The following is a 20,112-nucleotide window of genomic DNA, read 5'->3' on the forward strand; positions in this document are numbered from 1 at the left end:
CAGAAACCTAACACATAAATCTTATTTATATGTATAAAATATCACGCTTCGGCAAAATAATCCTGATTTGCCCTATTTCTGCAACGGATGACGCAGAATGACTGCTGCCAGGCTATTTTCACGTTTAACAGGCGACATAAAATCTACCTATTGATTAAGCACACTTAAGTAAAATTTTTCATTAAAACGGCGCTAATCGTTCGCGTTCATCATTTGCGATGAAAAATAAGTCATTCCACACGTGCTCATGTTATCGATGAACACGTGCGGTTAACGTTACTGCATGAGGAATTTTTCCAGGAACTGCCGGGTACGCGCCTGCTGCGGATTGGCAAACAGGGCTTTCGCTTCGCCCTGCTCGACCACGCGGCCCTGATCCATAAAGATGGCGCGGTCAGCCACATCGCGGGCAAAGCTCATTTCGTGGGTGACGATAACCATGGTTCGCTTCTCTTCAGCCAGCGCACGGATGGTATTCAGCACCTCACCTACCAGTTCAGGGTCTAACGCGGAGGTTGGCTCATCAAACAGAATGACGTCAGGCCGCATCGCTAGCGCCCGAGCGATGGCAACGCGCTGCTGTTGCCCGCCGGAGAGGCGACGCGGGTAGCTCTCTTCTTTGCCAGAAAGGCCCACTTTGCTAAGCAGCTCGCGCGCTCTGGCAATGGCCTCCGCTTTGCCTTCGCCCTTCACAATCACCGGCCCTTCAATGATGTTCTCCAGCACCGTTCGATGCGGGAATAAATTGAAGTTCTGGAACACGAAACCCACGTGCTGGCGAAGACGGCGAATCAGCCCTTTCTGCTGGCTAAGCGGGCGCGCGGCATCAATGGTCATGTCACCGACCCGAATCGTCCCGCTTTCCGGCACCTCCAGTAGATTAATACTGCGCAGCAGCGTGGTTTTTCCCGAGCCGCTCGGCCCGATAATCGCCACCACTTCACCCTCTTTCACTTCGAGATCGATCCCGTGCAGCACCGTCTGGCCGTGAAATTTCTTCACCAGGTTTTTGACTTCAATTGCGCTCATTTTGGATCTCGCTCCTGGCGGTTAAGCTGGTTTTCAAAATAGTTTTGCAGCGCCGACAGCACCGTCGCCATCACCCAGTAAATCAGCGATGCGGCCAGATACATGGTGAACACTTCCAGGGTGCGCGAGGTAATCAGCTGCGCCTGGCGGAACAGTTCCGGCACCTGAATGGTTGCCGCCAGCGACGTATCCTTCACCAGACTGATAAAACTGTTCGACAGCGGCGGCAACGCCACGCGCGCAGCCTGCGGCAGAATCGCACGACGCATGATTTGCCACGGCGTCATCCCGATACTGGCCGCCGCTTCCCATTGCCCCTTATCAATCGACGAAATCGCCGCACGCAGCGTTTCTGCTGCATAGGCCGCCGTGTTAAGCGACAGGCCAATCATCGCCGAGGGAATAGGATCCAGCTCAATGCCAAACTGCGGCAGGCCGTAGTAAATCATAAACAGCTGCGCAATCAGCGGTGTACCGCGAAAAATAGAGATATAGCAGCGCGCCAGCCAGCGGATGGGGCCGATGGGCGAGAGGCGCATCAGCGCGAGAATAAAGCCCAGAATCAGGCCGAAGAACATCCCGCCAATACTAAGCTGTAACGTGAAGACCGCGCCTTTGAGCAGATACGGCGCGGAGTCGATAACCAGTTGAATACTTTCTTGCATGAGCGCGTTCTATTTAAATGTGAGGATGATAGGCAAAGAGCGCAGGCGCACCGCCGGTATGGATAAACAGAATCGGCCCTTCGTCTTTAAAGCGCTTCTGATTAATGCCGTCAATCAGCCCGGCCATCGCTTTGCCGGTATAAACCGGGTCGAGCAGAATGCCTTCAAGGCGTGCCAGCAGCTTCACCGCTTCCATGCCGTCATCGTTAGGAATGCCGTAGGCTGGCCCGAAATAGTCATCCCACAGCGTAATATTGGCTTTGGCCGTCAGTTCGAGGTTACGGGCAATTTCCTGCTGTAGCGTCACCACTTTCGGCAGTTGATCCGCCACTTTGCGCGAGACCGTCACGCCAATCAGCTCAGCTTCTGGCATCACCTGTTCCAGCCCTACCGCCAGACCCGCGTGCGTCCCCGCGCTGCCGGAGGCCACCACCACGGATGAAATAGACACCGCCCCTTCGCACTGTTGGGCAATCTCCAGCGCACTTTCAACATAGCCCAGTGCACCCAGCGCGTTGGAACCGCCTACCGGTATCACGTACGGACGAAACCCCTGTGCTTCAAGGCGCGTGGCAAGCTCGGCGAGCTGCGCATTCGGGTCGGTTAGCGCATCGCACATTTCAACCTGCGTGTTGAACAGATCCAGCAGCAGGCGGTTGCCGTTGCTGAGGTAGTTTTCCGCCGTCGTGCCCATTGGGTTTTCGAGCAGCGCCACGCAGTGCAGGCCGAGCTTCGCCGCGACCGCCGCCGTCTGGCGCACATGGTTAGACTGAATCGCCCCGGCAGTCACCAGCGTATCGGCGCCTTCGCGCAGCGCATCGGCGGCAAGGAACTCCAGCTTACGCAGCTTGTTCCCGCCCATCGCCATCGGGGTGACGTCATCGCGTTTGATAAAAATATCGCGCCCAATGTAATCAGAGAAACGCGGCAGATATTCCAGCGGCGTCGGCGCGCCAATAAATTCCAGGCGTGGGAAACGGGTTAAATTTTGCAGTGACATAGCATCTCCTTAGTCTTGTTTTTATTATGCGTCTTAAATAAAAAAAGGCGCTCTATCAGCGCCTTTTTTAAAGCATGACGACTATTCTGTCACGTCTGCCCCGAACCATTTTTCAGACAGTGCTTTCAGGCTACCGTCTTTATGCATGGCATCGATGGCACCATCAATCGCTTTCAGCAAGTCTTCGTTGCCTTTACGCAACGCAACGCCAGATTCCTGACGGGAGAACGCGTCGCCCGCAACGGCCAGCGTATTGTTGGTTTTCTTCACCAGATCCAGTGCCGCCAGACGATCAACCAGAATCGCGTTGATACGACCTACGCGCAGGTCCTGGTATTTTGTCGGGTCATCATCGTAAGTACGAATATCAACGCCCTGGACGTTTTTACGCAGCCACTCTTCATAGTTGGTTCCCAGACCCACGCCAACCTTTTTACCTTTCAGGTCAGCCGCGGTTTTGATGGTGTCTTCACTGCCCTTTTTCACCAGCGCCTGAATACCGGAGATGGTGTACGGGGTGGAGAAGTCATATTTCTTCTGACGCTCAGGAGAAATCGTCACCTGGTTAATCACCACGTCGATACGTTTTGAATCGAGCGACGCCAGCATCCCATCCCACTTGGTCGGTTTGAGGTCAGCCTTAACGCCCAGGTGTTCTGCCAGCTCATTGGCAAACTCCACTTCAAAGCCGGTCAACTTACCGTCATCGCCCTGGAAACTGAACGGAGGATAAGTGCCTTCCAGGCCAACGCGCAGCGTGCCGCGTTCTTTCACCTGGTTTAATAAATTCTCAGCCGCGAACGCCTGTACGCTTGCGCCAGCAACCAGCGCAACGGCTATAGCGCCCATCAGCGCCTGACGACCCAGAAACTTCAGTTTCATTATACCCCCGAAAAGCATCACTTTTTTCGTAGTGTAAACCGTTCGTCTTCAATGACAAACACCCATGAGATACATCTTATTCCAATTTAATATATATCAGAGGTTTCACAGTCTGCGAAATTTTGCTCGTTATCAGGCGGCAGGTGGCGCTGAAAACGCAGGTATTTCCGCAAGGCAATACGATAATTGTTGGTGCTGGTATCCGGCAGCCAGGCCTCCAGCTTTTCATCCGCATGACGCTCGAGCAGCATCGATTGCGGCACCTGTTGGTCTACAAAATGGTTGCCAAGACGACGCAGACGCACGACGTACTCACGTACGGTACCCGCGCTCATGTCCGTTTGTTCGAGGAGATATTGTTTAAAGCCGATGATATTGAAGAAGGCGCTCTGCTCTTTACAGTGCAGATCGCCGCAGAAGCGGCATAACGCTGACCAGGCGCTACGTTCCTGCTGCCACGCGTTGTCATCCATCAGCGTATCCAGGCGGGAGATAGCAATTTTATTCACGATCACGCCCTGACGCACTAAGGTGATACGGTCGAGCAGTTTGTGACACTGGGCGCAATGCGTTTCGCTGTGTTTAAAGTCTTTGAGATAGCGGCTTAATGGCCGTCTTTTTACCTGCATCATTATGATAACTCCGGGTTCTCATTACATAATGCGGCATTTTTGGCGAAACTTAACGTTACTCCAACCTACGTCTTACCCAGTTTTATGCGCAGACGCTTAATGGCCTGGCTGTGCAGTTGGCTTACGCGCGACTCCCCCACTTCCAGTACCGCGCCGATCTCTTTGAGGTTCAGCTCTTCCTGGTAATAGAGGGTTAACACCAACTTCTCGCGCTCTGGCAGAGCCTCGATGGCTTCCATCACGCGATGGCGAAGATCGCCTTCCAGTAGTTGATGCAGTGGGTTTTCGTGTTGATTCTCTTCCGTCACCAGCTCAATGCTGTCGCCATACTCTTCACGCCACTCATCGTAGGAGAAAAGCTGGCTGTTATTGGTGTCCAATAGCACCTGACGGTATTCTTCAATCGCGATCCCAAGTCGCTGCGCGACTTCGGTTTCGGTCGCGTTTCGTCCCAGTTCCTGCTCCAGCTGTCCCAACGTCTGCGCAACTTCACGCGCGTTCCGCCGGACGCTACGCGGTACCCAATCTCGGCTGCGTAATTCGTCCAGCATCGCCCCACGGATGCGTTGCACTGCGTAAGTCGTAAATGCCGTACCTTGCAGAGCGTCATAGCGTTCAACTGCGTTCAATAAGCCGATACCGCCCGCCTGGAGCAGATCGTCCAGTTCCACGCTCGCCGGCAAACGCACCTGAAGGCGCAGCGCTTCGTGTCGCACCAGCGGCACATAGCGTTGCCATAGCGAGTGTTTATCCATTACACCTTCAGCGGTATACATTGAATTCACGATAAACAGCCCTGCATTAATATGAGTTATCGGCACGATTATCCGTTTCTATAGCCATTTTAATCGATGGAACAGTGGGAGAAATGTGGGGTTATTTGCGGAGTAAGTGAAATTTCAGCAACAAAAAAACCCCGCCGAGGCGGGGTTTGTCAGATTGAGAGCGATTAGCCCTGCAGCAGAGACAGAACCTGCTGTGGAACCTGGTTCGCTTTTGCCAGCACGGAGTTACCAGCCTGCTGGATGATCTGCGCTTTAGACATGTTGGACACTTCGGTCGCATAGTCGGCGTCCTGAATACGGGACTGCGCTTCAGACAGGTTGGTGGTGGTGTTGTTCAGGTTGGTTACCGCAGAATCCAGACGGTTCTGGATAGCACCCAGAGAAGAACGGAATTTGTCGATGGAGCTGATAGCAGCGTCCAGGGCAGCCAGTGGGTCCTTCGTTACGGTCCCTTCACTTGTAGACTCAGTAGTCAGTGTACCATTCGCGCTAACATAGACCTCAGCACCAACTTTTGGCGCATATTTACCAGTGCCGGTTCCTGAGTCAACGGTTACCTTGCCATTGTTAGCATCAATAGAGTATTTGGTAGTGTATGAACCAACAGTGGTCATTTCACCATCAGAATCAGTATAGGTTGCTGTTGCAGTCCCCACCGCCGTACCAGCTACAGATTTAGCACTTGCCGTACCATCACCAGCCGCAAACACAGCCTGATATGACTGTACACCTGATTTATAAGTGATGGTAGCTGAGGTATCACCATCAGCAGCAACAGCGGCAGCTTGCTTGGCGGTAGCAACTTTGTTCAGAACAGTTTCTTTGCTAGCTGTATCAGTGAAAGATACACCGGCATTGGCAGCAACAACTGGAGCAGTCGTATCAGCACCCGTTTTAAAGTTATAAGTGGTCCCACCCATAGTAATTGATGCGGTCTTGTTAATCCCAATTGACTGACCATCACCAACTTTTGTGAACAAGGCATCAAGTTTTGCAGCAGTAGCACCACCAGCATTGTTTGTTGTCAGGTTACCATCAGTAGTCAGATAAGCATCCTGACCGCCGATTGTGATTTTGCCATTTGCATCTACATCAAAGTTGACTTCGCCACTTTCAGCTTTATAAACACCGCTAGACGTTTGCCCAGCAGGTGGAAGCAGGCCAGCAGCAACACCACCAGCCAGAGCAGATGTGTTATTAGAAGTATTAGTGAACGAGAAGTTACCTGAAGCAGCATTATAGGTATAAGTTGTTGCTGTCTGTGCTGCATCAGCTTTGATAGTAACCGTATCACCATCTTTAAGCTGGTTTATAGCCTGAGAGGCAGTTAATGCATTGTTTGTAGTAGTAATTGTGTTGGTAGATGCATCCATTTTAGCAGCGGTTAAATCGCTGATAGTCGCCGCTTTGTTCGCAATGGTACCAGACCCATTCACGTTAAAACCGTTCAGACCCAGAGTATCAGAGTCAATTTTTTTCAGGTCGATGGAGATAGTCTGACCATCGTTGGCGCCAACCTGAATTTTCATGGTGCCATCTTTTGCCAGCACGTTCACGCCGTTGAACTGAGTCTGACCGGATACGCGGTCAATTTCAGACAGGCGGGATTTGATTTCGTCCTGAATAGAAGACAGGTCGGAATCGGAGTTAGTCCCGGTGGTTGCCTGAACGGTCAGTTCACGTACACGCTGTAAGTTGTTGTTGATTTCAGACAGTGCGCCCTCAGTGGTCTGCGCCAGAGAGATACCGTCGTTGGCGTTACGTGCCGCCTGAGTCAGGCCTTTAATGTTGGAGGTGAAACGGTTAGCAATCGCCTGACCCGCTGCGTCATCCTTCGCGCTGTTGATACGCAAGCCAGAAGACAGACGCTCGATAGAACTGGACAGAGCAGACTGGTTCTTGTTGATGTTGTTCTGAGTGATCAGCGAGAGGCTGTTGGTATTAATGACTTGTGCCATGATTCGTTATCCTATATTTCAAGTCGTTGATTACGTAATGGGTTTTCACCCGTCGGCTCAATCGCCGTCAAACTTGTTATCGTCTGCCGTAAAACAACCTTTAGAATTTTTTTCACCAATCTCACTTTTTTTTAGCCGTCGAAATACTCTTTTCTCTGGCGCTTATTCGCGCCATTAAAAAAAAACAATTAAGCGTAAACTTTGACGCATTCAGGCCGATAACCCAGACATTCATTCTACGTGTCGACACATTTAAGGAATAAAAATGGCAAGCATATCTTCATTGGGGATCGGATCGGGCCTGAAGCTGAGCGACATTCTGGACAGCCTGACCGCGGCCGAAAAAGCTACGTTAACGCCTATTACCAAACAGCAAACCTCCTACTCAGCTAAGCTCAGCGGTTACGGCACGTTGAAAAGCTCGCTGGAGGCTTTCCAGACCGCCAACACCGCACTGTCTAAAGCAGACCTATTTACCGCCACCACTACCGCCAGCTCTACTACCGCCTTTAGCGCCACCACCACCGGTAACGCCATTGCGGGTAAATACACCATTAGCATCACGCAGTTGGCGCAGGCGCAAACGTTGACCACCAGTACAACGCAGGCCGACAGCAAAAAAGCCATCGCCACCAGCGACAGCGTCCTGACCATTCAACAGGGCGGCGACAAGAAGCCGGTGACTATTGATATCAGTGCGGCAAACTCCTCGTTAACTGGGATTCGCGATGCTATTAACAACGCCAAAGCGGGCGTCAGCGCCAGTATTATTAACGTCGGTGGCGCCTACCGTCTGTCAATCACCTCGAACGATACCGGTAAAGATAACGGCATGACGCTAAGCGTCAGCGGCGACAGCACGCTGCAAAGCTTTATGGGCTATAACGGCACCAAAGGCGATGCTGCTAACGGCATGTTAGAGAGCGTGACTGCGCAAAACGCCGAGCTGACGGTAAACAACGTTGCCATTGAAAACAGCAGCAACACCATTAGCGATGCGCTGGAAGACATTACGCTGAACCTCAATGATGTCACCACCGGCAACCAGACGCTGACCATCACCCAGGATACGACGAAAGCACAAGCTGCGGTAAAAGCGTGGGTGACAGCCTATAACGCCCTGCAGGATACCTTCAGCAGTCTGACCAAATACACCGCGGTTGATCCTGGCTCCGACAGCCAGAGTGCCAACAACGGCGCACTGATTGGCGACACCACGCTGCGCACCATTCAGACCCAATTGAAGAGCGCTTTGAGCAATACGCTAAGTTCTTCTTCTTATAAAACCCTAGCGCAGATTGGCATCACCTCCGATCCAAGCACCGGCGAGTTAGAAGTCGATGACGACAAACTCAGTGCGGCACTGAAGAAAGATTCGTCCGCCGTCGGCACCCTGATCGTCGGTGACGGCAAAAAAACCGGTATCACCACCACCATCGGCAGCAACCTGACCAGCTGGCTCTCCAGCACCGGGATCATCCAGGCTGCGAAAGATGGCGTCAGCAAAACGCTGAACAAACTGACCAAAGACTATAACGCCGCCAGCGATCTGATCGATCAGAAAGTCGCGCGCTATAAAGATCAATTTACTCAACTGGACGTACTGATGACCTCGTTAAATAACACCAGTAACTATTTAACGCAGCAGTTCGAATCTACCAGCAATTCCAAGTAATCATTCTTAACCAGGAGAGACATCATGTACGGGGCAAAAGGTACGCAGGCCTACGCACAGATTGGAGTAGAAAGCGCAGTGATGAGCGCCAGTCAGCAGCAGCTAGTCAGCATGCTGTTCGACGGCGCGCTGAGCGCGCTGATTCGCGCCCGCCTGTTTATGCAGGACGGCAATCTGCAGGGGAAAGGGCTTTCCCTGTCGAAGGCGATCAACATCATCGAAAATGGCCTGAAAATCGGCCTTGATGAAGAGAGCCGCGATGAGCTGACGCAGAATCTGTTAGCGCTCTACGCCTATATGGTGAGACGACTTCTGCAGGCCAACCTGCACAATGACACGGGCGCCGTTGAAGAGGTAGAAAACCTCATGCGCAATATCGCCGATGCCTGGAAGGAATCTCTCCTTACGCCTAATTTGATTCAGGACGCCGTCTAATGAGCCATGCACCGCATCTTTATCTCTCGTACCAACAGCTGGTTGAAAAAAGCAACAGGATGCTGCGACTTGCCACGGAAGGATTGTGGGACGAACTGATTGCCAGTGAAATGGAATACGTTAATGCGGTGCAAAAGATTGCTCAGTTAACCCAGCTAAGTGAACCGTCCGACCCGGTTCAGGAGCAGCTTCGTCCCCTGCTGCGCAAGGTACTGGATAATGAAAACACCGTAAAACGTCTGCTACAAGCGCGCATGGATGAGCTGGCAAAACTGGTGGGGCAATCGTCGATACAAAAGTCGGTGATGTCGACCTACGGTAAACAGGGTGGCCACGTGCTGGTTCCCCAGGATAATGCCGACCTTAACCATTAGTGATATTCACTCCGACACGCGACGTGCCGGAGTGAATGTTTTTTATGGCAGTACCGACGGCAGCGGCGTTTTCGCCAGCGCAGCCGCGCATTCCACCGTTGGGCGTTCGACGCGTTGCAGCGTCATGCCGTCATACTTCAGCGTGTTACCGTCACGTTCAACCGCGTACACGTCCAGCTTATTCGTCACGTTATAAACGTCTTTATCTTTCAGCATCAGTTTCCCCGGAAGCGCAATCACTCGCTGCCACTGACGGCAGTCCATCGTATCGCCATCACGAGTCACAATCAGGCTGCCTATCGCCTCCGGGCTCACCAGCGCACGCTGCGGCCCAACCGACTGCCAGTATCCAGCCAGCCCCGCCGGAGCCGGTGCTTTTACAACGGTGGAGTAATCGGTAATTTGCGCACAACCCGCCAGCGTTAACAGCGCCGCCACAATGGCTAATTTTTTCATTATTCGTCCTGTTCCGGGAGAAAAAAACAGAAACATTATAGCGTTAAACCGATGACCGTTTCACGGTAATTGACTATTGCGGTAGGCGTGCCGCGATAAAAAACGCGAACGCTGGAGAGAGGAAGAGAAAAGCGAAGGAAAAACATAAATCAATTGTAGGCCGGATAAGCAAAGCGCCATCCGGCATCGCCCGAACAAATTGCCGGATGGCGGCGTGAACGCCTTATCCGGCCTACGGACTGAGTATTAAACTTGCATGCCCATCACTTCCTGATACGCACTCACCAGCTTATTGCGCACCTGAATCCCCATCTGCAGCGACACCGACGCTTTTTGCAGATCGGTCATAACATCGTTTAGCGCAATGTCCGGCTCACCCAGCGAAAACTTCTCCGCCTGCGCTTTCGCGCTGTTCTGCGTATCGCTCACGCGATCCAACGCGGCGTGAAGCTGCCCGGCAAAGCTGATGCTTGGTTGCGTATCCACGCTCTGATTGCGTGCCATTGCCGCCGTGGCTTGCAGCTGTGACAGAACACCCTCAATACCCTGAATCGCCATATGAACTCCCGGATTGTATTTAACCTGGGAACGAGCTTACCAGTTTGTCAATAAGATAAAGGCGCTAAATAGCACCATAAAAATGGGTTATTTGGCCCATCAAAAATCCTAAAGAAACAAATAATGGCATAGCTATCTTTATGAGTTCTGACCTGGGAGTCTGCTTTGTTTTCGTTAACGTTTAACGCCATTGATCAGGATCGACGAGGTGCGCAATGAGCGCGAGTGCTACGGCTACACCACAAAATAAAACCTTAGAGTGGGTCAACCGCCTGCGCGCGAATCCTAAAATCCCACTGATGGTCGCCAGCGCGGCCGCGGTGGCCGTTCTTGTGGCAATGGTGCTGTGGGCAAAATCCCCGGACTACCGCACGCTGTTCAGCAACCTGTCTGACCAGGACGGCGGTGCTATCGTCACACAGTTAACCCAGATGAACATCCCCTACCGCTTTGCCGATAACGGCGGCGCGCTGGAAGTTCCTGCGGATAAAGTTCACGAGCTGCGTCTACGCCTGGCTCAGCTTGGCCTGCCGAAAGGTGGCTCAGTTGGCTTTGAGCTGCTCGACCAGGAGAAATTTGGCATCAGTCAGTTCAGCGAGCAGGTGAACTACCAGCGCGCGCTGGAAGGTGAGCTGGCCCGCACTATTGAAACCCTCGGCCCGGTCAAAAGCGCGCGCGTCCATTTAGCGATGCCGAAACCATCGCTGTTCGTCCGTGAACAAAAATCCCCTTCCGCTTCGATAACCGTCAATCTGGAGCCCGGCCGTGCGCTCGATGAAGGGCAAATTTCTGCCGTCGTGCACCTGGTTTCCAGCGCCGTCGCCGGTTTACCGCCGGGCAACGTCACGCTTGTCGACCAGGGCGGGCACCTGCTGACGCAGTCGAATACCAGCGCTCGTGACCTGAACGACGCGCAGCTGAAGTATGCCGCCGACGTTGAAGGCCGCGTTCAGCGCCGTATCGAAGCGATACTCGGGCCGATTGTCGGCAACGGTAACGTCCACGCGCAGGTCACCGCGCAAATCAACTTTGATAACAAAGAGCAAACCGACGAGCAGTATCGTCCAAACGGCGATGCCAGCCAGGCAGCGGTGCGTTCACGTCAGGTGAGCGAGAGCGATCAGGTAGGCAGCCCTTATCCAGGCGGCGTTCCGGGCGCGCTGTCAAACACTCCTGCACCTGCGCCATCGGCACCTATCAGTACGCCACCGGCAAACCAGGCCAACGGTCAGACCGCCGCGAACCGCAACACCACCATCACGACCGGTCCGCGCAATACGCAGCGTAATGAAACCAGCAACTACGAGCTCGACCGCACCATCATGCACACCAGGAAAAACGTTGGCGATGTTCAACGTCTGTCGGTGGCCGTGGTGGTCAACTACCGTAATCTGCCGGATGGCAAACCGCTGCCGCTTACGAACGATCAGATGAAACAGATTGAAGACTTGACCCGCGAAGCGATGGGCTTCTCCACCACCCGTGGCGATACCCTGAACGTGGTCAATTCACCGTTTAACGATACCGATGAAAGCGGTGGTGAACTGCCATTCTGGAAGCAGCAGTCGTTTATCGATCAGCTGATGACCGCCGGTCGTTGGTTACTGGTGCTGATTGTCGCCTGGCTCCTATGGCGTAAAGCGATTAAGCCGCAGCTCCAACGCCGTGAAGCCATCGCGCTGGCGTCCGCCGAGCAGGTGAAAGTTCAGCAGGAAGCGCAGGACGCCGTTGAGGTTCGCCTCAGCAAAGATGAACAAACGCAGCAGCGCCGTGCTAACCAGCGCCTGAGCGCTGAAGTGATGAGCCAGCGTATTCGCGAAATGTCTGATAACGATCCGCGCGTGGTAGCGCTGGTCATTCGCCAATGGATGAATAACGACCATGAGTAACCTGACTGGAATCGATAAAAGCGTCATTTTGCTGATGACGATTGGCGAAGACCGCGCGGCCGAGGTGTTCAAGCACCTCAGCACCCGCGAAGTACAGCAGCTCAGTACCGCCATGGCGGGCGTAAAGCAGATCTCTAATAAACAGCTGACCGACGTGCTGGCGGAGTTCGAGCAAGAAGCCGAGCAGTTTGCGGCACTGAGCGTCAATGCCAACGACTACCTGCGTACGGTGCTGGTCAAAGCGTTGGGTGAAGAGCGTGCCGCCAGCCTGCTGGAAGATATTCTCGAAACCCGCGAAACCACCAGCGGCCTCGAAACGCTCAACTTTATGGAACCACAGAGCGCCGCCGATATTATCCGCGAGGAGCACCCGCAGATTATCGCGACCATTCTGGTGCACCTCAAACGCGGTCAGGCAGCCGATATTCTGGCGCTGTTCGACGAACGTCTGCGTCACGACGTGATGCTACGTATTGCCACCTTCGGCGGCGTACAGCCGGCGGCGCTGGCGGAACTGACCGAGGTGCTGAACAACCTGCTCGACGGCCAGAACCTCAAGCGCAGCAAAATGGGCGGCGTGAGAACGGCGGCCGAAATTATCAACCTGATGAAAACGCAGCAGGAAGAAGCGGTTATTACCGCAGTGCGCGAATTCGACGGCGATCTGGCGCAGAAAATCATCGACGAGATGTTCCTGTTCGAAAACCTGGTCGACGTGGACGATCGCAGCATCCAGCGCCTGCTGCAGGAAGTGGACTCCGAATCGCTGCTCATTGCCCTCAAAGGCTCCGAGCCGCCGTTGCGCGAGAAGTTCCTGCGCAATATGTCCCAGCGTGCGGCCGACATTCTGCGCGACGACCTGGCCAACCGTGGCCCGGTACGTCTGTCTCAGGTCGAGAACGAACAGAAAGCCATCCTGCTTATTGTGCGTCGTCTGGCCGAAACCGGCGAGATGGTGATTGGCAGCGGAGACGACACCTATGTCTGATACCACGCCGTGGAAAGTCTGGCAGCCTGACGATCTCTCTCCGCCAATGGAAATGGAGTTTACCCCACTTTCCGTTGACGAAATGGACGAGGAGCAAGAAGAGATTTCCGCCGAACAGCTGCAACAGCAGCAACTGGCTCAGCTACAGATTCAGGCTCATGAACAGGGCTACCAGGCCGGTCTGCGTGAAGGCCACGCCGCCGGTCAACAGCAGGGTTACCAGGAAGGTCTGGCGCAAGGGCTCGAACAGGGTCTGGCGCAGGCCAAACAGGAACAGGCGCCAATTCACGCCCGTATGCAGCAGCTGGCGAGCGAATTTCAGCATACGCTGGATACCCTCGATAGCGTCATTGCTTCACGTCTGATGCAGATGGCGCTGGAAGCGGCGCGGCAGATTGTCGGGCAGGTGCCGGTGGTGGATAACACCGCGCTGATTAAGCAGATTCAATCCCTGCTTCAACAGGAGCCGCTGTTCACCGGCAAGCCGCAGCTGCGCGTCAGCCCGGAAGATTTACCACGCGTCGAAGAGATGCTCGGCGCAACGCTAAACCTGCACGGCTGGCGGCTGCGAGGCGACCCAACGCTGCATCCCGGCGGCTGCAAAGTCTCCGCCGATGAAGGCGATCTGGATGCCAGCGTCGCCACGCGCTGGCAGGAACTGTGCCGCCTGGCGGCACCGGGAGCCTGCTGATGACCGTGCGTCTGACCCGCTGGCTCAACACGCTCGACAATTTCGAGGCGCGCATCGCGCAGCTTCCTGCTGTGCGCCGCTACGGACGTCTCACCCGCGCAACTGGCCTCGTGCTGGAAGCCACCGGGCTACAGCTTCCGCTCGGCGCGACCTGCATTATCGAACGCCAACAGGGCGCGGAGATGCAGGAAGTAGAAGCCGAGGTTGTCGGCTTTAACGGTCACCGCCTGTTTTTGATGCCGCTCGAAGAAGTTGAAGGCATCCTGCCCGGCGCGCGCGTCTATGCGCGTAACACCGCCGGTGACGGCCTACAAAGCGGCAAACAGCTGCCGCTTGGCCCGGCGCTGCTGGGCCGCGTACTGGACGGCAGCGGCAAACCGCTTGACGGATTGCCCGCCCCCGATACCACCGAAACCGGCGCGCTTATCACCGCGCCGTTTAACCCCTTACAGCGCACGCCGATTGAACACGTGCTGGATACCGGGGTACGCCCAATCAACGCCCTGCTCACCGTCGGACGCGGCCAGCGTATGGGACTGTTTGCCGGTTCCGGCGTCGGTAAGAGCGTGCTGCTCGGCATGATGGCGCGCTATACCCGCGCCGACGTCATCGTCGTCGGGCTTATCGGTGAACGTGGGCGTGAAGTTAAAGACTTTATCGAGAACATTCTCGGCACCGAAGGCCGCGCGCGTTCGGTGGTGATTGCGGCTCCGGCCGACGTTTCTCCCCTGCTGCGCATGCAGGGTGCCGCCTATGCGACCCGCGTGGCGGAAGATTTCCGCGACCGCGGTCAGCACGTGTTGCTGATCATGGACTCCCTGACCCGCTACGCCATGGCACAGCGTGAAATCGCGCTCGCCATCGGCGAACCGCCAGCGACCAAAGGCTACCCGCCTTCGGTGTTCGCCAAACTACCCGCGCTGGTTGAACGTGCCGGTAACGGCATTACCGGCGGTGGCTCGATCACCGCGTTTTATACCGTATTGACCGAAGGCGATGACCAACAGGACCCGATAGCCGACTCCGCGCGCGCCATCCTTGATGGTCACATCGTGCTGTCCCGTCGGCTGGCGGAAGCCGGGCACTATCCGGCCATTGATATCGAGGCCTCGATCAGCCGTGCGATGACCGCGCTCATCAGCGAAGAGCATTACGCCCGGGTACGCAACTTTAAGCAGCTGCTCTCGAGCTTCCAGCGTAACCGCGACCTGATTAGCGTCGGCGCATACGCCAAGGGCAGCGACCCGATGCTGGATAAAGCCATCACGCTTTGGCCGCATCTGGAAGCATTTTTACAGCAAGGCATTCTTGAAAAAGCAGACTGGGAATCATCCATCCAGGCCCTGGAAATGATTTTCCCATCGTCATAGTGAAGCAAGAGGATCACAAATATGGCGCAGCACGGTGCATTAGCAACGCTGAAAGAGCTGGCAGAAACTGATGTGGACAACGCCGCCCTGGTTTTGGGTGAAATGCGGCGCGGATGCCAGCAGGCGGAAGAACAGCTCAAGATGTTGATGGACTATCAACTGGAATATCAAAACAGCCTGAATAACGACATGACGCAGGGCATTGCCAGTCTGCGATGGCAGAACTACCAGCAGTTTATTCAAACTCTGGAGAAAGCTATCGACCAGCACCGTCAGCAGTTGATTCAGTGGAACAACAAAGTGGAGCAGGCGCTGAATTTCTGGCGCGAGAAAAAACAGCGTTTGCAGGCATGGCAAACGCTACAGGACCGGCAAGAATCCGCCGCGCTGCTGGCGGAAAACCGGCTTGATCAGAAAAAAATGGATGAGTTTGCCCAACGCGCAACCTTGAGGAAACCCGAATGATTACTCTGCCTAACCTTGCCGTCAGCGATGCAAATATTGCAAGCACAGACGCGACGGCAAAAACCCCGGGGTCACCCGAGGATTTCCTGGCGCTGTTGGCAGGCGCACTGACCCAGAGCGCCGACCCCGCTGGCGCAAAAAACGCGCTGCTCACCGACGCTGATGTCAAAGGCCTTGCCGATGTGAAAGGTCTGAAAGATATCAAAGTTCAGGGTCAGTCGCTGACCAAGTGGCTGGTTCAACAGGAGGCTACCCAGGCCAATGCCAGCGCCGAGAGCGACGTAGACTTAGCGACCTCAAGTGATGCTCAGACCCTGTTAAGCTCACTGGCCGCCCATCTGAAAAGTGAACTGACCACCGGTAAAACGGACGCGAAAAGCGACGACGACTCCGCTGAGAGCAAACTGAGCGACGACGATCTGAAAAGTCTCAGCGCGCTCATGGCGATGCTGCCGGTCACCCCGCAGATTCAGCAGACGGCTACCGTTACTGCGCCTGCGCAAAATAGCGACACGCTCAGCTCCCTGACCACCGCACTCGGTCGTGGTGGCGCGAAATCTCAGGGCTTTGTGGATGTTAAAGGCACACCGACCACGCAAACTGGCGTTGATACCCGCGCGCTGCCCGCCGACTCCGCCTTTGTGATCCCAACCCAGAAAGCGGAATCAGAAAGCGTTTCGAGCCCAACCGCCACCACCGCCGCGCTGGCACCGGTCGCTAACCAGAACAACGCCGCGCCGGTCCTTCCTGCCACCGCGACGGCCAACGTGCGCGCCCAACTGGGCACCGCGGACTGGCAGCAGAACGTGAGCCAGCACATCACGCTGTTTACCCGTTCGGGCCAGCAGACCGCCGAGCTGCGCCTGCACCCGGAATCGCTGGGCCAGGTACACATTACGCTGAAGGTGGAAGATAACCTGGCGCAAATCCAGATGGCCTCACCGCACAGCCACGTGCGTGCTGCACTGGAGGCCGCACTTCCGGTTCTGCGCACTCAGCTTGAAGACAATGGCATTCAGTTGGGACAAAGCAATATCAGCAGCGATGGCTTTGCAGGTCAACAGCAGCAACCTTCATCTCAGCAGTCGTTTGCCGCACGTCATAACGCCGACGGCGGTGAAAACCAGGACGACACCGAACTTCTCGCCGTCCCTGCCGCCCTGCAATCTTCGGCTCGCGGGGATAATGCGGTAGATATCTTCGCTTAAACGCCCGAGGTAACACGATTATTCCCGTCTTTTCCACGCTTTGACCCGCGCGGGAGGCGGGATAATCATTGGATAGGCTCTAAAAGGAAGACCGCATCAAATGACTGACACCGCTATCAATAAAAAGAGCAAACGCTCCCTCTGGATCCCTTTGTTGGTGCTGGTAACGCTCGCCGCCTGCGCCACCGCAGGCTACAGCTACTGGCGTTTAACCAACAAAGCAGAGACCGCCGCGCCAAAAGAAGCGCCGCCGCCAGCTGCGCCGGTCTTCTTCCCGCTGGATACCTTTACCGTCAATCTCGGCGATGCCGACCGCGTGCTGTACGTTGGCGTGACGCTGCGCATGAAGTCTGAGGCTGACCGCGCGCGCCTGAATGACTATCTGCCGGAAGTTCGCAGCCGCATGCTCCTGCTGCTGTCACGCCAGGATGCGACTAAGCTTGCTACTGATGACGGCAAAAAGCAGCTCGCTGCCGAGATTAAAGAAACGTTGAGCGCACCGCTAATTGCTGGTCAGCCTAAACAGAACATTACCGACGTGCTGTATACAGCCTTTATTTTGCGGTAGGACTATGGGCGATAGCATTCTTTCTCAGGCCGAAATTGACGCGCTGTTGAACGGCGACAGCGACAATCCTAACGAGCCGCAGGCACGCGCTGCGGGCGAAGACGACATTCGCCCCTATGACCCCAATACCCAACGACGCGTTGTACGTGAACGTCTGCAGGCGCTGGAGATCATCAACGAGCGTTTTGCCCGCCACTTCCGTATGGGATTGTTCAACCTATTGCGCCGGAGTCCGGACATTACCGTGGGGGCGATTCGTATTCAGCCATACCACGAGTTTGCTCGTAACCTGCCGGTGCCCACTAACCTTAACCTGATCCATCTAAAGCCGCTGCGCGGCACGGGCCTGGTGGTCTTTTCCCCAAGCCTGGTGTTTATCGCCGTGGATAACCTGTTCGGCGGAGATGGACGCTTTCCGACCAAAGTAGAAGGTCGTGAGTTCACCCATACCGAGCAGCGGGTCATCAACCGCATGCTGAAGCTGGCTCTGGAAGGCTATAGCGATGCATGGAAAGCCATCAACCCGCTGGAAGTGGAATATGTCCGTTCGGAGATGCAGGTGAAGTTCACCAACATCACCACTTCGCCGAACGACATCGTGGTGAACACGCCGTTCCACGTAGAAATAGGCAATCTGACCGGCGAGTTTAATATCTGCCTGCCGTTCAGCATGATTGAGCCGCTGCGCGAACTGCTGGTTAACCCGCCGCTGGAAAACTCACGCAATGAAGATCAGAACTGGCGTGAAAATCTGGTGCGTCAGGTGCAGCACTCCGAGCTCGAACTGATAGCGAACTTCGCCGATATCTCGCTTCGACTGTCACAAATACTCAAACTTCAACCCGGTGATGTCCTGCCGATAGAGAAGCCCGATCGCATTATTGCGCACGTCGACGGCGTGCCGGTGTTAACCAGCCAGTACGGCACGGTTAACGGACAATATGCGCTGCGCGTAGAACATTTGATCAACCCGATATTGAATTCGCTGAACGAGGAACAGCCCAAATGAGTGATATGAATACTCCACCCGATGACAACAGCGGATCCGTGGACGATCTGTGGGCTGAAGCGCTGAACGAACAGAAAACCACCAGCAGCAAAAGTGCTGCCGATGCGGTATTCCAGCAACTGGGCGGCGGCGACGTCAGCGGCACGCTGCAGGATATCGACCTGATCATGGATATTCCGGTCAAGCTGACCGTTGAACTGGGTCGCACCAGGATGACCATCAAAGAGCTGCTGCGCCTGACGCAGGGTTCCGTGGTCGCACTGGACGGCCTGGCGGGTGAACCATTGGATATCTTAATCAACGGCTATCTGATTGCCCAGGGTGAAGTTGTGGTGGTTGCCGACAAGTACGGCGTACGTATCACCGACATCATCACGCCATCAGAGCGTATGCGCCGCCTGAGCCGTTAAGATGAGCACAAACCACGCTGTGCCACCGGCACCGGTCTCTCATAGCGCTACGCCGTCTGGACACGGCGTGGCGACGACAAACCATACTGCCACATCCGCAACCCCCACCACACCGGTGACCGTTGCGCATGTTAATGAGCCGGCGACGTCGCCATTAATTCAGGTTAGCGGTGCCCTGCTGGGCATTATCGTGCTCATCCTGGCGGCGGCATGGGTGGTGAAGCGCGTCATGCCCGGCGCCATGAGAAATCAGCCAGCAAGCGGGTTGAAGGTGAGCGCTAGCGCCTCGCTGGGTGCCCGTGAACGCGTGGTGATTGTTAACGTTGAAGATGCGCGTCTGGTGCTCGGCGTCACCGCGCAACAGGTTACGTTGCTGCATAAGCTGCCGCCAGCCTCAGCGGAGAATCAGCCACCGCAGGCTGCCGCACCCGAATTTGCTTCACTGATGAAAAACATGCTTAAGCGTCCCGGGAGATCCTGATGCGTCGTATTTATTCCCTTGCGCTGAGCGGGCTGTTGTTGCTGTCGCCCTCCGCTTTTGCAGAACTTCCAGGTTTAATCAGCCAGCCGCTGGCCAACGGTGGTCAGAGCTGGTCGCTGCCGGTTCAGACGCTAGTTTTTATTACCTCGCTGACCTTTATCCCGGCCATTTTACTGATGATGACCAGCTTCACCCGCATCATCATTGTGTTCGGCCTGCTGCGTAGCGCCCTGGGAACACCGTCTGCGCCACCTAACCAGGTCCTGCTGGGACTGGCGCTGTTTCTGACCTTTTTCATTATGTCGCCGGTTATTGACAAAGTTTACACCGACGCCTATCAGCCGTTTAGCGAAGATAAAATCACCATGCAGGATGCGCTGGAAAAAGGCGCGCAGCCGCTGCGTGAATTTATGCTGCGCCAGACCCGTGAAGCGGATCTGGCGCTGTTTGCCAGACTCGCCAACAGCCAGCCTATTCAAGGTCCAGAGGCCGTTCCTATGCGTATTCTGCTCCCGGCCTATGTCACCAGCGAACTGAAAACCGCCTTCCAGATTGGCTTCACCATTTTTATCCATTCCTGATTA

General features: G+C 55.1%; 22 protein-coding genes and 1 pseudogene. 14 read left to right on the plus strand and 9 right to left on the minus strand.

Annotation, left to right across the window (positions count from 1 at the left end):
- Positions 1 to 276: 276 nt before the first annotated feature.
- The 7 genes from tcyN to GKAS_RS10385 all read right to left on the minus strand — a co-directional run bounded on the left by tcyN (position 277) and on the right by GKAS_RS10385 (position 6,951).
- A complete protein-coding gene (tcyN, locus tag GKAS_RS10355; protein WP_035894112.1) occupies positions 277 to 1,029 on the minus strand; it encodes an L-cystine ABC transporter ATP-binding protein TcyN in 753 nt (250 codons plus the stop codon).
- Positions 1,026 to 1,694, minus strand: a complete 669-nt coding sequence (gene tcyL, locus GKAS_RS10360; protein ID WP_035894114.1) for a cystine ABC transporter permease — start codon at positions 1,692 to 1,694, stop codon at positions 1,026 to 1,028. The genes tcyN and tcyL overlap by 4 nt, the downstream gene beginning before the upstream one ends.
- 13 nt (positions 1,695 to 1,707) lie before the next feature.
- Positions 1,708 to 2,694, minus strand: coding sequence for a D-cysteine desulfhydrase (dcyD, locus tag GKAS_RS10365; protein WP_035894116.1), 987 nt, complete (start codon positions 2,692 to 2,694; stop codon positions 1,708 to 1,710).
- A gap of 81 nt (positions 2,695 to 2,775) precedes the next feature.
- Complete coding sequence (gene tcyJ, locus GKAS_RS10370) at positions 2,776 to 3,576, minus strand: cystine ABC transporter substrate-binding protein (RefSeq protein ID WP_035894118.1); 801 nt, start codon at positions 3,574 to 3,576, stop codon at positions 2,776 to 2,778.
- A gap of 86 nt (positions 3,577 to 3,662) precedes the next feature.
- Positions 3,663 to 4,214, minus strand: a complete 552-nt coding sequence (gene fliZ / locus GKAS_RS10375) for a flagella biosynthesis regulatory protein FliZ (RefSeq protein WP_035894119.1) — start codon at positions 4,212 to 4,214, stop codon at positions 3,663 to 3,665.
- Between the two features lie 59 nt (positions 4,215 to 4,273).
- Positions 4,274 to 4,993 (minus strand): RNA polymerase sigma factor FliA, encoded by a 720-nt coding sequence (locus GKAS_RS10380; RefSeq protein WP_035894153.1) that lies wholly within the window; start codon positions 4,991 to 4,993, stop codon positions 4,274 to 4,276.
- A 164-nt stretch (positions 4,994 to 5,157) separates the two neighbouring features.
- On the minus strand, positions 5,158 to 6,951 hold the full coding sequence (locus GKAS_RS10385; RefSeq protein ID WP_035894121.1) for a FliC/FljB family flagellin: 1,794 nt from the start codon (positions 6,949 to 6,951) through the stop codon (positions 5,158 to 5,160).
- Positions 6,952 to 7,216: 265 nt separating this feature from the next.
- Here GKAS_RS10385 and fliD point away from each other — a divergent pair, with 265 nt between their 5' ends.
- From fliD to fliT, 3 genes are read left to right on the plus strand one after another with little or no spacing between them, the layout of a single operon-like run.
- On the plus strand, positions 7,217 to 8,626 hold the full coding sequence (gene fliD, locus GKAS_RS10390) for a flagellar filament capping protein FliD (RefSeq protein WP_035894123.1): 1,410 nt from the start codon (positions 7,217 to 7,219) through the stop codon (positions 8,624 to 8,626).
- Between the two features lie 24 nt (positions 8,627 to 8,650).
- On the plus strand, positions 8,651 to 9,061 hold the full coding sequence (fliS, locus tag GKAS_RS10395; protein ID WP_035894125.1) for a flagellar export chaperone FliS: 411 nt from the start codon (positions 8,651 to 8,653) through the stop codon (positions 9,059 to 9,061).
- A complete protein-coding gene (fliT, locus tag GKAS_RS10400; protein ID WP_035894127.1) occupies positions 9,061 to 9,435 on the plus strand; it encodes a flagella biosynthesis regulatory protein FliT in 375 nt (124 codons plus the stop codon). The genes fliS and fliT overlap by 1 nt, the downstream gene beginning before the upstream one ends.
- A gap of 42 nt (positions 9,436 to 9,477) precedes the next feature.
- Here fliT and yedD read toward each other — a convergent pair whose 3' ends face one another.
- A complete protein-coding gene (gene yedD, locus GKAS_RS10405; protein ID WP_035894129.1) occupies positions 9,478 to 9,891 on the minus strand; it encodes a lipoprotein YedD in 414 nt (137 codons plus the stop codon).
- Positions 9,892 to 10,137: 246 nt separating this feature from the next.
- On the minus strand, positions 10,138 to 10,449 hold the full coding sequence (gene fliE / locus GKAS_RS10410) for a flagellar hook-basal body complex protein FliE (protein WP_035894131.1): 312 nt from the start codon (positions 10,447 to 10,449) through the stop codon (positions 10,138 to 10,140).
- 215 nt (positions 10,450 to 10,664) lie between these two features.
- Between fliE and fliF the strand changes: the two genes are divergently transcribed.
- The 11 genes and pseudogenes from fliF to fliP all read left to right on the plus strand — a co-directional run.
- Positions 10,665 to 12,338 carry a flagellar basal-body MS-ring/collar protein FliF gene (gene fliF, locus GKAS_RS10415; RefSeq protein ID WP_035894133.1) on the plus strand — a complete coding sequence of 558 codons (1,674 nt, stop codon included), beginning with the start codon at positions 10,665 to 10,667 and terminating at the stop codon, positions 12,336 to 12,338.
- A complete protein-coding gene (gene fliG / locus GKAS_RS10420; RefSeq protein ID WP_035894135.1) occupies positions 12,331 to 13,326 on the plus strand; it encodes a flagellar motor switch protein FliG in 996 nt (331 codons plus the stop codon). Before fliF ends, fliG begins: the two co-directional genes overlap by 8 nt.
- On the plus strand, positions 13,319 to 14,017 hold the full coding sequence (gene fliH / locus GKAS_RS10425; RefSeq protein WP_035894137.1) for a flagellar assembly protein FliH: 699 nt from the start codon (positions 13,319 to 13,321) through the stop codon (positions 14,015 to 14,017). The genes fliG and fliH overlap by 8 nt, the downstream gene beginning before the upstream one ends.
- Positions 14,017 to 15,387, plus strand: coding sequence for a flagellar protein export ATPase FliI (fliI, locus tag GKAS_RS10430; RefSeq protein ID WP_035894154.1), 1,371 nt, complete (start codon positions 14,017 to 14,019; stop codon positions 15,385 to 15,387). Before fliH ends, fliI begins: the two co-directional genes overlap by 1 nt.
- A gap of 21 nt (positions 15,388 to 15,408) precedes the next feature.
- Positions 15,409 to 15,852, plus strand: coding sequence for a flagellar export protein FliJ (gene fliJ, locus GKAS_RS10435; RefSeq protein ID WP_035894139.1), 444 nt, complete (start codon positions 15,409 to 15,411; stop codon positions 15,850 to 15,852).
- Positions 15,849 to 17,060, plus strand: a complete 1,212-nt coding sequence (locus GKAS_RS10440; protein ID WP_035894141.1) for a flagellar hook-length control protein FliK — start codon at positions 15,849 to 15,851, stop codon at positions 17,058 to 17,060. The genes fliJ and GKAS_RS10440 overlap by 4 nt, the downstream gene beginning before the upstream one ends.
- 100 nt (positions 17,061 to 17,160) lie before the next feature.
- Positions 17,161 to 17,628, plus strand: a complete 468-nt coding sequence (gene fliL / locus GKAS_RS10445) for a flagellar basal body-associated protein FliL (RefSeq protein WP_035894143.1) — start codon at positions 17,161 to 17,163, stop codon at positions 17,626 to 17,628.
- 4 nt (positions 17,629 to 17,632) lie between these two features.
- A complete protein-coding gene (gene fliM, locus GKAS_RS10450) occupies positions 17,633 to 18,637 on the plus strand; it encodes a flagellar motor switch protein FliM (RefSeq protein WP_035894146.1) in 1,005 nt (334 codons plus the stop codon).
- Complete coding sequence (fliN, locus tag GKAS_RS10455; protein WP_035894148.1) at positions 18,634 to 19,047, plus strand: flagellar motor switch protein FliN; 414 nt, start codon at positions 18,634 to 18,636, stop codon at positions 19,045 to 19,047. The genes fliM and fliN overlap by 4 nt, the downstream gene beginning before the upstream one ends.
- Before the next feature lie 67 nt (positions 19,048 to 19,114).
- Complete coding sequence (gene fliO / locus GKAS_RS10460; RefSeq protein ID WP_373995157.1) at positions 19,115 to 19,528, plus strand: flagellar biosynthetic protein FliO; 414 nt, start codon at positions 19,115 to 19,117, stop codon at positions 19,526 to 19,528.
- Positions 19,528 to 20,100 (plus strand): annotated as a pseudogene (gene fliP, locus GKAS_RS10465) (flagellar type III secretion system pore protein FliP); the annotation flags it as partial. The gene fliO and the pseudogene fliP, both read left to right, overlap by 1 nt.
- Between the last annotated feature and the right edge of the window lie 12 nt (positions 20,101 to 20,112).

The sequence above is a fragment of the Kluyvera ascorbata ATCC 33433 genome (genome assembly GCF_000735365.1).
In the GTDB taxonomy this organism is placed as follows: Bacteria; Pseudomonadota; Gammaproteobacteria; order Enterobacterales; family Enterobacteriaceae; genus Kluyvera; species Kluyvera ascorbata.

Excerpts from the sequence above, each read along its gene's own strand:
- GKAS_RS10385 (WP_035894121.1), bottom strand. The coding sequence starts at position 6,951 with ATGGCACAAGTCATTAATACCAACAGCCTCTCGCTGATCACTCAGAAC.
- fliF (WP_035894133.1), top strand. The coding sequence starts at position 10,665 with ATGAGCGCGAGTGCTACGGCTACACCACAAAATAAAACCTTAGAGTGG.
- fliM (WP_035894146.1), top strand. The coding sequence starts at position 17,633 with ATGGGCGATAGCATTCTTTCTCAGGCCGAAATTGACGCGCTGTTGAAC.
- tcyL (WP_035894114.1), bottom strand. The coding sequence starts at position 1,694 with ATGCAAGAAAGTATTCAACTGGTTATCGACTCCGCGCCGTATCTGCTC.
- GKAS_RS10440 (WP_035894141.1), top strand. The coding sequence starts at position 15,849 with ATGATTACTCTGCCTAACCTTGCCGTCAGCGATGCAAATATTGCAAGC.
- fliG (WP_035894135.1), top strand. The coding sequence starts at position 12,331 with ATGAGTAACCTGACTGGAATCGATAAAAGCGTCATTTTGCTGATGACG.
- fliD (WP_035894123.1), top strand. The coding sequence starts at position 7,217 with ATGGCAAGCATATCTTCATTGGGGATCGGATCGGGCCTGAAGCTGAGC.
- fliT (WP_035894127.1), top strand. The coding sequence starts at position 9,061 with ATGAGCCATGCACCGCATCTTTATCTCTCGTACCAACAGCTGGTTGAA.
- tcyN (WP_035894112.1), bottom strand. The coding sequence starts at position 1,029 with ATGAGCGCAATTGAAGTCAAAAACCTGGTGAAGAAATTTCACGGCCAG.
- yedD (WP_035894129.1), bottom strand. The coding sequence starts at position 9,891 with ATGAAAAAATTAGCCATTGTGGCGGCGCTGTTAACGCTGGCGGGTTGT.
- dcyD (WP_035894116.1), bottom strand. The coding sequence starts at position 2,694 with ATGTCACTGCAAAATTTAACCCGTTTCCCACGCCTGGAATTTATTGGC.
- fliI (WP_035894154.1), top strand. The coding sequence starts at position 14,017 with ATGACCGTGCGTCTGACCCGCTGGCTCAACACGCTCGACAATTTCGAG.
- fliN (WP_035894148.1), top strand. The coding sequence starts at position 18,634 with ATGAGTGATATGAATACTCCACCCGATGACAACAGCGGATCCGTGGAC.
- fliH (WP_035894137.1), top strand. The coding sequence starts at position 13,319 with ATGTCTGATACCACGCCGTGGAAAGTCTGGCAGCCTGACGATCTCTCT.
- tcyJ (WP_035894118.1), bottom strand. The coding sequence starts at position 3,576 with ATGAAACTGAAGTTTCTGGGTCGTCAGGCGCTGATGGGCGCTATAGCC.
- fliJ (WP_035894139.1), top strand. The coding sequence starts at position 15,409 with ATGGCGCAGCACGGTGCATTAGCAACGCTGAAAGAGCTGGCAGAAACT.
- fliL (WP_035894143.1), top strand. The coding sequence starts at position 17,161 with ATGACTGACACCGCTATCAATAAAAAGAGCAAACGCTCCCTCTGGATC.
- fliS (WP_035894125.1), top strand. The coding sequence starts at position 8,651 with ATGTACGGGGCAAAAGGTACGCAGGCCTACGCACAGATTGGAGTAGAA.
- fliE (WP_035894131.1), bottom strand. The coding sequence starts at position 10,449 with ATGGCGATTCAGGGTATTGAGGGTGTTCTGTCACAGCTGCAAGCCACG.